At 62.6% G+C, this 13,549-nt stretch carries 8 protein-coding genes; 3 read left to right on the top strand and 5 right to left on the bottom strand.

The annotated features are described in order from the left end of the window. Window positions 1-120 precede the first annotated feature (120 nt). Entirely contained in the window at window positions 121-2,541 is a 2,421-nt protein-coding gene (locus F0P96_RS16195; protein WP_151079969.1) for an endonuclease MutS2, read from the top strand. Window positions 2,542-2,614: 73 nt separating this feature from the next. Here F0P96_RS16195 and F0P96_RS16190 read toward each other — a convergent pair whose 3' ends face one another. From F0P96_RS16190 to F0P96_RS16175, 4 genes are all read right to left on the bottom strand, one after another. Then, the gene (locus F0P96_RS16190; RefSeq protein ID WP_151079968.1) at window positions 2,615-4,918 is read right to left on the bottom strand and encodes a phospholipase D-like domain-containing protein; all 2,304 of its coding nucleotides are present in this window, start codon (window positions 4,916-4,918) and stop codon (window positions 2,615-2,617) included. A 145-nt stretch (window positions 4,919-5,063) separates the two neighbouring features. Further along, window positions 5,064-6,029 carry a fibronectin type III domain-containing protein gene (locus F0P96_RS16185; RefSeq protein WP_151079967.1) on the bottom strand — a complete coding sequence of 322 codons (966 nt, stop codon included), beginning with the start codon at window positions 6,027-6,029 and terminating at the stop codon, window positions 5,064-5,066. Window positions 6,030-6,187: 158 nt separating this feature from the next. Beyond that, window positions 6,188-7,231 (bottom strand): UDP-N-acetylmuramate dehydrogenase, encoded by a 1,044-nt coding sequence (murB, locus tag F0P96_RS16180; RefSeq protein WP_151079966.1) that lies wholly within the window; start codon window positions 7,229-7,231, stop codon window positions 6,188-6,190. A 212-nt stretch (window positions 7,232-7,443) separates the two neighbouring features. Continuing rightward, the gene (locus tag F0P96_RS16175; RefSeq protein ID WP_151079965.1) at window positions 7,444-8,841 is read right to left on the bottom strand and encodes a sugar MFS transporter; all 1,398 of its coding nucleotides are present in this window, start codon (window positions 8,839-8,841) and stop codon (window positions 7,444-7,446) included. Between the two features lie 210 nt (window positions 8,842-9,051). Here F0P96_RS16175 and F0P96_RS16170 point away from each other — a divergent pair, with 210 nt between their 5' ends. Beyond that, window positions 9,052-10,236 (top strand): THUMP domain-containing class I SAM-dependent RNA methyltransferase, encoded by a 1,185-nt coding sequence (locus F0P96_RS16170; protein ID WP_151079964.1) that lies wholly within the window; start codon window positions 9,052-9,054, stop codon window positions 10,234-10,236. Between the two features lie 276 nt (window positions 10,237-10,512). On the opposite strand, the gene F0P96_RS16165 is transcribed toward F0P96_RS16170, so the two are convergent. Next, window positions 10,513-10,923 carry an ester cyclase gene (locus F0P96_RS16165; protein WP_151079963.1) on the bottom strand — a complete coding sequence of 137 codons (411 nt, stop codon included), beginning with the start codon at window positions 10,921-10,923 and terminating at the stop codon, window positions 10,513-10,515. 279 nt (window positions 10,924-11,202) lie between these two features. Between F0P96_RS16165 and recQ the strand changes: the two genes are divergently transcribed. Continuing rightward, entirely contained in the window at window positions 11,203-13,473 is a 2,271-nt protein-coding gene (recQ, locus tag F0P96_RS16160) for a DNA helicase RecQ (RefSeq protein ID WP_151079962.1), read from the top strand. Window positions 13,474-13,549 lie beyond the last annotated feature (76 nt).

The raw sequence follows: 13,549 nt of genomic DNA, 5'->3' as shown, positions 1-13,549 counted from the left end.
CGGGTTTGCACATACTGGTATAGCTTTGCCTGAATCTTTCGGCCCGCGTGGCTGTTACAAAAGGCTGCCGGGAAGCTCCCCGGCGTATTTCCCGCGACTTCCTTAGTAGTTCTTACGCTTTTGATTTACCCGCAGACTTTCGAGCAAAAAATAGGCTTTCAGCAGGTGCGCGAGCGGCTGGCCGACATGTGCCTTAGCTCCCTGGGCCGCCACTACGTGCAGAGCATGCAGTTTCAGCCCCGCGCCGACGAGCTGAAGAAGCTGCTGCTCCAAACCGACGAATTCCGCCAGCTGCTCAGCAGCGGCGCCGATTTCCCCAGCCAATACTACCACGACGCCGGCCCGCACCTGCTGCGGGCGCAGCTGCCCGGTGCCTACTTGGAGGTGGCCGCCGTGCACGAGCTGAAAATGTCGTTGCGCACCATCCGCGAGGCGCTGACGTTCTTCACCCAGGCTCCCGAGGGGCTCTATCCCACGCTGCGCCTGCTGGGCGTGGGCGTTCAGGCCGACCGCAACCTGCTGGCCGCCATGGACAAAGTGGTGGACGACGACGGCAAAGTGCGCGACGACGCCTCGCCCTTGCTGCGCCAGATTCGGCAGGAGCTGATCAACCGCCAAGGCATACTGCGCCGCCAGATTGCCGACGTGCTCCGCAAGGCACGCTCCGAAGGCTGGACGCCCGAAGGCGCTGAACCCACCATTCGGGGTGGCCGTTTGGTGCTGCCCATCATTGCCGAGCACAAGCGCCGCGTGAAGGGCCTGATTCACGACGAATCGGCCACGGGCCAGACGGTATACATCGAGCCCGAAGCGGTGTTCGAGTTGAACAACGACATCAAGGACCTCGAAAACGCTTGGCACCGGGAGCTGGTGCGCATCCTGCTGGCCCTCACCGACCAATTGCGCCCCCACATTCCCGATCTGCGCCGCGCCTACCAGTTCCTTGGTCTGCTCGATTTTATTCGGGCTAAGGCCCGCTTTGCCCGCGACCTGGAAGCCGTGCTGCCCAAGCTGGGCAGCCGGCCGTACATCAAGTGGAAGCAGGCCCGCCACCCGCTGCTGTACCTGAACTTCAAAGAGCAGGGCCGCGACGTAGTGCCGCTCGACGTGGAACTGAATCCTGAGCAGCGCATCCTGGTTATTTCCGGCCCCAACGCCGGCGGCAAATCGGTGGCCATGAAAACGGTGGGCCTGGTGCAGTACATGCTGCAGTGCGGCCTGCTGATTCCGGTGGAAGAGCATTCCGAAGCCGGCGTATTCGACGATATTTTCCTCGACATCGGCGACGAGCAGAGCCTGGAAAACGACTTGAGCACGTACTCTTCGCACCTCACGCACATGAAGCAGTTTCTGCTCCTGGCGAACAAGCGCAGCCTCGTGCTCATCGACGAATTCGGCACTGGCACCGAGCCCGCGCTGGGCGGCGCCATTGCCGAGGCCGTGCTGTCGGAGCTGAACCGCGTGCGGGCCTACGGCGTCATCACCACGCACTACACCAACCTGAAAAACCTGGCCGAGCGCACGCCGGGCCTCGTGAACGGGGCCATGCGCTACGACCCCAAGCACCTGCAGCCGCTCTACCGCCTCGAAATCGGCAAGCCGGGCTCGTCGTTTGCGCTGGAAATTGCCCGCAACATCGGGCTGCCCAAGGCCATTGTCGACCGTGCTACGCAGCTCGTGGGCAAGGAGAAAGTGCGCTACGATCGGTTGTTGGAAGAATTGGAGGCCGAAAAAGCCACTTTCGAGAAGCGCAACGCCGAGGCCGAGAAGCACGAGCGGCGCATGAAAAAGGCTGCCCAGGAATACCAGGACCTCAAAAACCACCTCGAAGAAACCAAGCAGGACGTGCTGCGCGAGGCCAAGCAAAAGGCCAAGCTGCTGCTGAAGGACACCAACCAGCAGATTGAGGCCACGATTCAGCAAATCCGCACCGCTGGGGCCGAGAAGGAGCAAACCAAGCAGGCCCGCGAGAAGCTGCAGGACTTTGTGCAGAAGGAGCTAAAGGAGGAGCGCCCCAAAGCCCAGGCCCACCGCGAAGCCGCCGACTCGACCACCCTTAAGCCCGGCGACAAAGTGGCGCTGATTGGGCAGGAGGGCCACGGCGAACTGGTGAGCGTGAAGGGCAAAACCGCCGAAGTGCTCTTCGGTGGCATGAAAACCCTGGTGAAGGTAGCCCAGCTCGAAAAGCTTACGCGCTCCGAAATCCGGGAGCGGGAAAAGGAAGCGGCCCGCAAGGCCCCGCTGACCGAAGCCCGCACCGCCGGCGCTGGTCTCGATGTAACCGGCCGCATGGCCGGCTTCAGCACCACGCTCGACTTGCGCGGCGAGCGGGCCGAAGACGCCCTGCAGCGCGTGATGAACTACGTGGACGACGCCGTGATGCTGGGCGTGCCCGAAATCAAGGTCCTGCACGGCCGCGGCAACGGTGTACTTCGCCAGATTGTGCGCGACTACCTCTACTCGCAGCGCGCCGTGGCCAGCGTGGCCAACGAGCACGCCGACCGCGGCGGCGACGGCGTGACGGTGGCCGTGCTGAAGTAAAGCGCCCCAAGCACCAATAAAAAAGGCAGCTCCCGATTCAGGAGCTGCCTTTTTTGTGACCAGGTGAAGCGGATTACTCTACCACCACGCGGCTAACCTGCGTCGCCTCGGGCGTGGCAATCTGCACCAGGTACAGGCCCGATTTCAGCATCGACGCATCAACCGTCAGCTCCTGGCCCGATACGAGGGGCTGGGTTTGCTGCAGCACCACGCGGCCAGTGGCGTCGCGCAGGGTGATGGTGGCGGTGCGCGAGGAGGCACCGTTCACGCGCAGCTGGAACTTGCCGCTCGTGGGGTTGGGGTACACTTGCACGTTGGAACCCTGCACCTTGGCCGTCTTGGTGGCCAAAATCAGGTTGCAGGGCAGCACGCCGTTCTGGTTCTCGTCCACAATGCGGCGGTGGAACTCCTGGTAGTACTGGTTTACGACGCGGGCATCGTGCACAATCAGCGTGTTTTCGTCGTTTTCGGTGTTGGCCGAGAGGCTCCAGTTGTGCGAGCCGGTAAACACCGTGGGGTCCGACTGCGACGCGCCGGCATCGACGATGATGTACTTGTGGTGCATGATGCCGTTGAGGCTGAAGTACTCCACACGGTTGCCAATGGCCTGCTTGATGGTGCGGAAGATGGCTCCCGAACCGGCCGAGCTCGTGTCGTTTACCAACACTTCCGAGCAAGCCGCAATGCCTTTGAGCTGAATCTGGTCGCGGATGGCGCGGCCGATGTCGCTCTGGGTGATGAGCATGGTGGCCACGTGCATGTCGTTGTCGGCCGTTTTGATGAGGTCAATCAGGCGGCCGTTCACGTTGTCGGTCGGCGAGAACCACGACTCCACCAGCTTGCCGCCAATGTTGAGGTAGTGCGGGGTGTTGTCGGTTTTGCGCGAGCCAAACAGGGCCGTAGCCTGGGTGCCGCCGCCCCACATTTCGTTGAACTCCATCGAATACACACGGGCCAGCGACTGGTCCTGAATCAGGATGGCGTTGTTGCGGTCGGTGCTCAGCTGAGCGCTCGTCCAGTTGGTCGAGCCCGTCCACACCCACGGTTGGTTGGGGTTGGTGCTGTTGGCATCAATCACCACAAACTTGTTGTGCATGATGTTCTGCGTGGTGGTGCGCCCAACGCGCGGAATGGCCGCGTTCAGGCTGGTCATGCTCACGTTGGCATTGTCGTTCTCGTACACCACACGCACCTGCACGCCCCGGGCGTGGGCGGCATTCACCGCGTTCAGAATGGTGCTGCTGTTCCAGTTGTAGATGGCAATGTCGAGCGTCTGCTGGGCGCGGTTGATGTAGCTGGCCAGCGTATCGGCCACGCGGCCCAGGGGCAGGTACACGGCGTTGTTGCCGGGCAGGGCCACCGAGTTGTTCACCGTGTTGGTGAAGTAGGTGCGCATTTTGCCCGACGAGAGCGAAGCCGTAATCATCGGAATGACGCGCGACTCCGACAGGCCCACTGCGTTGGTCGAGCTGGCCTTCACGTAGTACACGGTGGCCGGCTGCAGGCCCGAAATAGCCAGGCTGTGCTGCGTTACGCTGGCCGCATTATCCACGCTGGTGAAGGGGCCGGTAGCCGAGGTACCGTACTCCAGCTTGGTCGAGCCGGGGTTGCTGGTCACGAAGTTGACCGTGAAACCCGACGTCGTGATGTTGGTCGGAGCCGGCGTCGTCAGCAAGTTGGGCGTGGCGCCCTGCTGGAAGTCGGGGTAGTTGCGGGGCAGCAGCTGGTAGCCGACTACACCCGGCGAGGTGTTGGTAAACTGGCTCATGATGCCCACCACGTCGAACGTGCCGGTGGGGGCGGGCTTGCCAATCAGGCCGTCGGCGCCGTTGGAGGCCGCGTTGATGTAGATGACCTGGGTGGCGTTGTTGCTCAGGCGGTAGGTGGTGCTGGCAAACGCCGACACCGGCCCGCCCGTGAGGGTGGTTACCGACGTGGCGCCCTGCAGCTTCACCAGCTGACCTTCGTACTGGTCGGAATACGCCGCGTTGGAGTTAGCCGCCGAAAACACCACCGGCGCCGGAATCGGGCGGTTGCCAGCCAGCACGTTCACCGACGTAACCGGGTCGAGCTCCAGCAGGCCGCGGTAGTTTTTCAGCGTACCCACCACCTCCAGGCTGTCGCCGGGCACCACGTTGGTGAGCATGGTAGCCGAGTACACCCCGATGCCGGCCGTGCCGTCTTGCATGTAGCGGATGGCGCCCAACTCGGCGCCGTTGGTTACCACGCCGCGCAGGCGCACCGTGGCCCCCGACTGGTTAAAAGCAGGCTGCTGGGCGCGGGCGGCCGCAATGGTAATGGCCGTTTGGGCTGCCGCGGTTTGCGTCAGGCCCAGCACCCCACCGCACAGCAGGGTCAACAGGGTATATGTTCTCATGAAAGGGAAATGGGTTGTGGCAAAGGGAAAAGCCTGGGAGGGCACTTGGGCAGACAGCCGGCGGCGGGCAATGGTTCGGGCGCCGGGCAAAACAAACAGCGCGAGCAGCCGGCCGGGGCCAGACTACTCGCGCTGTTGCCGGGGCTTAGCGGGCCCGGGTATTCTTGGTGGCCGTAATCATGGGCACGGCCTCAGAGGTAGAGGTACCTACCGAGTTGGTCGAACTGACCTTGATGTAGTAGGTGGTGCCGGGTTCCAGGTCGGTGAGCTGCAGCGTGTGCTGCTTGGTCGGGGTTGCATCCGTTAGCACGCCGCCCAGGGCCGGCGAGGCGCCGTACTCCACCTTGGTGGTGCCGGGGTTCAGCGTTTCGTAGCTGATGGTGATGCTGTTTTTGGTGACGCCTACCGGCACCGGCTCGCTCACAATCAGGGGCATACCGCCGCCGCGCACCATGTCCAGCGCCAAGCGGGGCAGAATCTGGTAGCCGTTGGGCGTGCCCGCCGGCGAGTGTTGGCCCACAATGCCTACCAGGTCGAACGGACCGGTGGGCACATCCTTGCCCACCAGCCCTTTTTCGCCTTCCGACGACACGCTGATGCGGGTGAGGGAGCCGGCCTGGCCGTCGATGAGGTAGTTGAAGTTGCCGGCAATGGTGGTTACGGCGGCGCCGCCCATGGTGGTGAGCTTGTTCACGCCGGTCACTTTCACCAAGCGGCCTTCGTGGGCTTCGTTCAGCACTTTGCCGATGTCGGCTACGGGCACGGTTTCGGGCTTGGGCAGGTGGCCGGGGCCCAGCTTCTTGAAGGAAATGACGGGGTCCATTTCCAGCAGGCTGTTGTAGTTTTTGAGGGTGCCGTGCAGCTCCACGCTGTCGCCGGGGGCCAGGTTGGCAAAGCCTTCCAGCTTATTGGAAAAGGCCGCCAGGCCGCCGTCTTTGTCTTGTACGTAGCGAATGAAGCCCAACTCGGCGCCATTCGTTACCACGCCGCGCACCGTAACGGTGGTGCCGGGACCGGCCGCACGGGCTGCGTTCAGGGAAATGACTTGCTGCGCGTGGGCCGGCACTAAAGCCCCGCTGCTCAGGAGGGCCAACAGGGTAAATTTCTTCATTGAAAGCAAGGACTAAGGGCAAAGAAGGAATGGAGGGCAAAAAGGGCAACAAATATGCTGATTTTCAGCCAGACTGCCAGCAGCCGGACCAAACGAATGCACATTCCGCAATGGTGCATTACCAAGAATGCCGCCAATTGTGCCCCTGAACCGGGTGACTACAGAATATTCACCTCGGGGTGCAACTCAATCCCGAATTTTTCCCGCACCGACGCCATAATTTCTTCGGCCAGGGCGCGCACTTCGGCCCCGGTGGCGCCGCCGTGGTTCACCAGCACCAAGGCTTGGTGGGCGTGCACGCCGTAGTTGCCGCCGGGGCCGGCACGGTGGCCTTTCCAGCCGCACTGCTCGATGAGCCAGCCGGCGGGCACCTTCACGCCGCCGGGCACGGGGTAGCCGGGCAAATCGGGGAAACGCGCTTTCAGCTCCTCAAACTTGTGCTGCGACACCTCGGGGTTTTTGAAGAACGAGCCGGCATTGCCAATCTGGGCCGGGTCGGGGAGCTTGCTGCGCCGGATGCTGATGACGGCCTGGCTGACCTGCTGCGGCGTGGGCTCGTCGGCGCTGATGCCCATTTCCTCTAGTGTGGTGCGAATGGCCCCGTACGACACGTTGGGGCGGTGCTCCCGGCGCAGGCGCAGCACCACGCCCGTTACGATGTACTGGTTTTTGAGCGGGCCTTTGAATACCGACTCGCGGTAGCCGAAGCCGCATTCTTCGTGCGAAAACGCGCGCAGCTGCCCGCTGCTGATTTCCACCGCCTCCAGGTGGTCGAAGGCATCTTTCAGCTCCACGCCGTAGGCCCCGATGTTCTGGAGCGGCGCGGCACCTACTGTGCCCGGAATCAGCGAGAGGTTTTCGAGGCCCGACAGGCCCTGGCCCAGCGCATACTCCACCACGCCGTGCCACGACTCGCCCGCCCCGGCCCGCAGCAAGGCGGTACGGTCGTCTTCGCCGGGCAGCAGGTCGAGCCCGCGGATTTCGTTTTTGAGCACCACGCCGTCGAAGTCGCGGGTGAAGAGCAGGTTGGAGCCGCCGCCGAGCACCAGCTTCTCGGTCTGCTGCACCTCGGGCAGCCGCAGCAGCGCCTGCAGCTCTTCCACCGAGGCAAAGGCGGCAAACAGGCGGGCCTGGGCGTCGATGCCAAAGGTGTTGTAGGAACGCAGGGAGACGTGGTGGAGCAGGGTAGGAGCAGCAGGCATGGAGCAAAGATAGGGCAGGCGGCGCGGGGGCGCTTTGGTGGGGCGCTAGTGCATCCCAACCCGTTGGGATGGGGCTGCGGGCGGGCGCAAGGCTCCTGCAACCAGTTGGGATAGGGTTTCGGCTGCCCCAAAGCGTATTACAACCGGTTGCAGGTGACTTCCGGGCAGCCGGAAAGGGGCCGCAACATGTTGCGGCGGTTTGGTGAGCGAACTTAGCGCACCCGGTAGCCGCGCAGGGCGTAGTAGAGCAGGTAGGCGTAGCAGAGCGCCGGAATGACGAAGGCCACGCGCAGCCCGCCGCCGTTGGTGGCCACCCAGCCCATGAGCAACGGCACGATGGCCCCGCCCACAATGGCCATAATCAGGTACGACGAGCCTTGCTTGGTGAACGGGCCGAGGCCTTTAATAGCCAGCGGGAAAATGACGGGCCACATGATGGAGTTCATCAGCCCGCAGAGCACGATGAGCCACAGCGCCGCTTCGCCTTGGCTGAGAATGGAGGCAATAACAAAGGCCACACCGGCCGCGCACACTGCCACCAGCGCCTTTCGGTCGTTGATGCGGCTGAGCAGCGGAATGCCGACCACGCGGCCTACCAGGGAGCCGAACCAGTAGGAGGCCACCAGCACGGCGCCCACGGCTTTGGTGAAGCCGGCGGTGGTGTCGATGGGTGCGGGGGCCTGGCCCAGCAGCACCGCCACGAAGTTGGTGGCCACGTTCAGGCCGCGCACCAAAGCTTGGGTAAAGCCGCTGAGCTGCGTAATGCCCTGGGCCTCGCCGTAGCGAATCAGGAACGAGCCCAGGCCGACTTCCACGCCCACGTACAGGAAAATGGCCACCACGCCCAGCACCAGATGCGGGTAGTCGAGGGCCGAGCGGCGCCCGGCGGCAGAGGGGAAGGTGTCGGCTTCGTCGTCGGAGGGCAGGCCTTCGATTTCGGGCAGCTTCAGCAGCGAAAACACGCCCGCCAGCACCGCCAGAAACACCGCCAAGCCGATGTAGGGGGACTTCACCAGCGAAGCTTCTTCGGCCAGGCGCTGTTCCAAGGGCAGCGCCGCCAAGCGGGCTTTCAGCACGGCCGTGCCGCCGAAGAGCAGCATGCCGCCGAGCAGGGGCGATAGGGTGCCGCCGAAGTTGTTGGCCACGCCCACAATGCTCACGCGGCTGGCGGCACGCGAGGCCGGCCCGAGCACCGATACGTAGGGGTTGGCCGCCACTTGCAGCAGCGTAACGCCCGCGCCCAGTACGCTCAGACCCAGCAAGAACATGCCGAAGGTGCGCGAGTTGGCGGCTGGCACAAACAGCAGCGCGCCCGCAGCCATAACGAGCAGCCCCACCACAATGCCGCGCTGGTAGCCCAGGCGCTTGAGCAGGTAGCCAGCCGGCAATGACATCAGAAAATAGGCTCCGAAAAAGGCAAACTGCACCAGCGACGATTCCAGATCGGTGAGGCGGCACACGTCCTTGAGATAGGGCATGAGCACGTCGTTGAAGTTGGTGACGGCGCCGAAGAGGAAGAACAAGGACGTCATGGCCACCATGGGCACGGCGTAGCTGCGAGCGGCCACGGGGCTGGCGGAAGAAGAAACGGAGGTGACGGGAGCAGCCATGCGGCGGAGCAGGTTCGGGGAAAGTAGGCCTTAAATATAGGTCAAATAGCGCCGTAGCAGGTTGTAGCGCGTAGCAACGTGACTTGCCCGGGCTGCGTGCCAGAACGACTGGATAGCGCGGGGTGCCCGGACTACCCGGTTTGCGCTGCGGGTGCCTTCTGCTTTTGTGCGCACCTTTGCAGCCACTTTCCCACCGACTGCTCTCCGCTTATGGCCTCCCGCTCCGCCGAATTGTACCTGACCGCCACCACCCAGTTCGGCCTCGAAGAAGTGCTGGCCGAGGAGTTGCGCCAGCTTGGCGCCAACAACGTGCAGGTGGGCAACCGCGCCGTGGAATTTACCGGCAACAAGCAGCTGCTCTACGAAGCCGTGCTCTGGTGCCGCACCGCCATGCGCATTCTGATGCCCTTTGCCGATTTTCCGGCCCCCGACGAGCAAAGCCTCTACCGCGAGGTCAGCCGCATCAACTGGGCCGACTACCTCACGCCCGATCAGACCTTCGCCATTACTGCCGTTACCAACCGCTCGAACCTGGAGCACTCCTTGTATATCGCGCAGCTCACCAAGGACGCCATCGTCGACCAGTTTCGCACCCGCACCGGCCGCCGCCCCAGCGTCGACCCGGTGAAGCCCGACGTGCGCCTGCACCTGCACCTGCTCGACAACGAGGCCCTTCTGTCGCTCGACGCAGCCGGCGAGTCGCTGCACCGGCGCGGCTACCGCCAGCTCACCAACGAAGCTCCCCTGAACGAGGTGCTGGCCGCCGGCCTGGTGCTGCTCAGCGGCTGGGACGGCAAAAAGCCGCTCATCGACCCCATGTGCGGCTCGGGCACCATCCTCTGCGAAGCCGCCATGATTGCCCAGCGCATCGCGCCCGGCCTGTTTCACCAAGGCGACTTTGCCTTCCAGCGCTGGCCCGATTTCGACCGCGCCCTCTGGGAAACCGTGCTCATGGACGCCCGTCAGGCCCGCATCGAAGAGCCGCAAGCCTACCTCGCCGGCTCCGACCTCTCGCGCGACACCATTGAGCTGGCCCGCCAGAACGTAGCCGCCGCCGGCCTCGAAGACTACATCCGCCTGGCCGTGCGCGACGTGCGCGAGGCCACTCCGCCCAAAACCGAGGAGCAGCCCGGCATCATCCTCAGCAACCCGCCCTACGGCGAACGAATCGGCGCCGAAGCCGAAATGGCTGCGCTTTACAAAGCCATCGGCGACACGCTGAAAACCAATTTCCAGGGCTACGACGCCTACCTCTTCACCGGCAACCTCGAAGCCGCCAAGAGCATCGGCCTGCGTACCTCGCGCCGCGTGCCGCTCTACAACGGACCCATCGACTGCCGCCTGCTGAAATACGAGCTGTACCGCGGCAGCCGGAAAGCCCCGAAGGAGGAATAATCAATAGGATTCTGGTGGAAATAAATTATTAATTATGGGTGCTGTGTTATGGCGCGCCTATAATAGCTGTTGTTCGACTAAATGTCCCGAGGTGAATTGTGTATTTGCTGCGTTTGGGTATTTTTATTCCGACCGGCTTGGTTTGTCTTTTAATTGTTGGATAAAGGCATCGGTATTCATGACCTCCCAGTCTGCTACTATTTTGCCATTTTTTATGTGGTGCAAAAGCATGATTGGAGCACCTGCTATAACTTTTGTTGCGGGCAGGCCAGCGAATTAGCCCAGGTGCGTGCCTTGTCCGCTTAAAAGAGTAGAAACGTATTCGCCTTCTGCAACTACCTGAATTGGAGTTAACTTCCAGTCGGGAAATGCTTGTTGCGACATCCTGTAGCCTTGCTCAAAACCACTCCAGGGAACATCGGCAAAGCCAGTGCCCTTAACAAAATGATGCTTAAAGTCCTTGTCAATTAGCGTCCTTGCCAGTGCCCAATTGGTGTCGTTCAGCGCCTGATAAAGCTTTAGAACAAGCTGCTTGTTGTTCGTAGGGGTATTTACGTTGACTGAGTCTGCTGCAATTATATTGCCGACGGCGTTTATGCTTGGGGTTTTATTGTCGCATGCGCTTATGGAAAGCAAATAGATTAGGCTCAGCATGCAACCTGTTATTGAGTTGGTGTTAGTTTTCATGTGATGCGTTTTTTGATTTATTGAATTGGGTACGAAGCCAGTCTTTTCGTTTGCCGACTTATGTCATGATGAATGGCGCACAATAGCTGGGTGCACGATGCAAAGAGCAGGTATTCGTTCAACAATGGCCGGATAGACGCAACCCGCTGACCGGTCCAAGATAAGAATTGCGGCCAGCGCGGCAACCAGCCTCGGTGAGCTACTTGCTGCGCACGTTTTTGCACCGTCAACTGTTAGCTTATCCGTCAAACTCCCGCCAAAGCGCCGTATTTTTACCCCATGTTATTCGCTCCGGAACCCCTCGCGCCCACCATCGACTCGGCCCGCCGCGTGCTCAAGCAGTACTACGGCTACGACCACTTCCGGCCCTTGCAGCAAGATATTATCGAGAGCATCCTGAGCGGGCGCGACACGGTGGTGCTCATGCCCACGGGCGGCGGCAAATCGGTGTGTTTCCAGGTGCCTGCCATGGTGCAAGAGGGCGTGTGCGTGGTCGTCTCGCCGCTCATTGCCCTGATGAAGGACCAAGTGGAGGCGCTGAAAGCCAACGGCATTTCGGCGGCCTGCATCAACTCCAGCATCGGGCAGGCCGAGCAGAACAGCATTGCCAAGGCCTGCCACGCCGGCGCACTCAAGCTGCTGTACGTGTCGCCGGAAAAGCTGCTGTCGGAGGGTTTCCTGAGCTTTTTGCAGCGCATCAAAGTCAGCATGTTCGCCATCGACGAGGCGCACTGCATTTCCTCGTGGGGCCACGATTTCCGGCCTGAATACACCCAGCTCAAGGTGCTGCGCCAGCAGTTTCCCGCGGTGCCCATCATTGCCCTGACGGCCACTGCCGACCGCCTCACCCAGCGCGACATTCAGCAGCAGCTGCGCCTGAACGACCCGCAGGTGTTTCTCTCGTCGTTCGACCGCCCGAACCTGAACCTGAGCGTGCGGCCCGGCCAAGACCGCGTGACGGGCATCATCAACTACCTGAAAAACCACCCCGAGGAGCCCGGCATTGTGTATTGCCTCTCGCGCAAGCAGTGCGAAACGCTGGCCGGCAAGCTCAAGGAGAAAGGCTACCGCGCTGGTTTCTACCACGCCGGCATGACCGACAAGGCCCGCTCCGACGTGCAGGAGAAGTTCCTGCGCGACGATTTGCAGATCATCTGCGCGACGGTGGCCTTCGGCATGGGCATCGACAAGAGCAACGTGCGCTGGGTGATTCACTACAACCTGCCCAAAAACATCGAGGGCTACTACCAGGAAATCGGCCGCGCCGGCCGCGACGGGGCGCCCGCCGAGGCGGTATTGTTCTACAGCTACGCCGACGTGGCCCAGCTGCGCGACATGATTACCAAGGACGCCGACCCGCGCCTCTCGCAGCTGAACACCACCAAGCTGGAGCGCATGCAGCAGTTTGCCGAGGCCGGCTCGTGCCGCCGCCGCATCCTGCTGGCCTACTTCGGCGAGGTGTCGGAAACCGACTGCGGCAACTGCGACATCTGCCGCAACCCGCCTTCCACTTTCGACGGCACCGAGCTGGCCCAGAAAGCCCTGTCGGCCGTGGCCCGCACCCGCGAAGCCGCTCCGCTGAGCGTGGTGGTCGACATTCTGCTGGGCCGCCGCAACCAGGGCGTCATTTCGCGCGGCTACGACCAGATCAAGACCTTCGGCGCCGGCGCCAACCTGACCTTCCTCGACTGGCAGAGCTACCTGCACCAGCTGCTGAACGCGGGCTTGCTTTACATTGCCTACGAGCAGGGCTACGCGCTCAAGCTCACCGAGCAGGGCTGGCAGGTGCTCAAAGGCGAGCGGCGCCTGAACCTGCGCCAGTTCCAGGTGCCCGAAAAAACCGAGAAAGCACCCAAAGGCCGCGCCGCCAAAGCCGCTGCCGGTCAGCGCCTGCCCTCCGTCGGCGACGATTTGTTCGAGAAGCTGCGCAACCTGCGCAAGCGCATTGCCGATGCCCAGGGCGTGCCGCCCTACGTGGTGTTCAGCGACACTACGCTGCAGGAAATGGCCGTGGAGCGGCCCCGTACGCGCACAGCCATGTTGGCCATTTCGGGCGTGGGCATGAAGAAGTTCGAAACCTACGGCCAAGAGTTCATCAACCTGATTGCGGCGCAGTCGGGCGCGCCGGCGCCGGAAGACGTGCCCGATGTGCCTGCCGACGAAGACGATACGCCCGTCGCACCGGCCAAAAAGCGTAGCCCCGGCGCGCCTTCGGCCACCGGCAGCACCTACCTCGATTCGTGGAAGCTGCACCGCCAGGGCCTCACCGTGGCGCAGATTGCCGAGCAGCGCGGCCTCTCGCAGAGCACCATCAAGTCGCACCTGGAGGCGCTTTACGAAAAAGGGTACCAGCTACGCACCGAGGAGTTTCTGTCGATGGACGACTTCGCCCGCATCCGTATGGCCGTGGCCGAGTTAGGCCCCGAGTTCCGCCTTCGCGACCTGTTCGACCACCTGCGCGAGCAGTTCGACTATTTCCAACTCCGCGTAGCCCTCATCTACGACAAGCGTCTGCGCGGCCAGCTGCCCACTAAGCCGGTGGAAGTGTAGCCCGCGGTACTGGCCCGTGATGCAGGGGCGCAGCCGAAGCATCGCGTTCTTCCTAAGCCTTCAAAACCCGCCAACG

It is taken from the genome of Hymenobacter busanensis, assembly GCF_008727865.1.
Classification (GTDB): domain Bacteria; phylum Bacteroidota; class Bacteroidia; order Cytophagales; family Hymenobacteraceae; genus Solirubrum; species Solirubrum busanense.
Note: the sequence above shows the minus strand (reverse complement) of the source record. Positions and strands in the feature narration are given on the sequence as shown.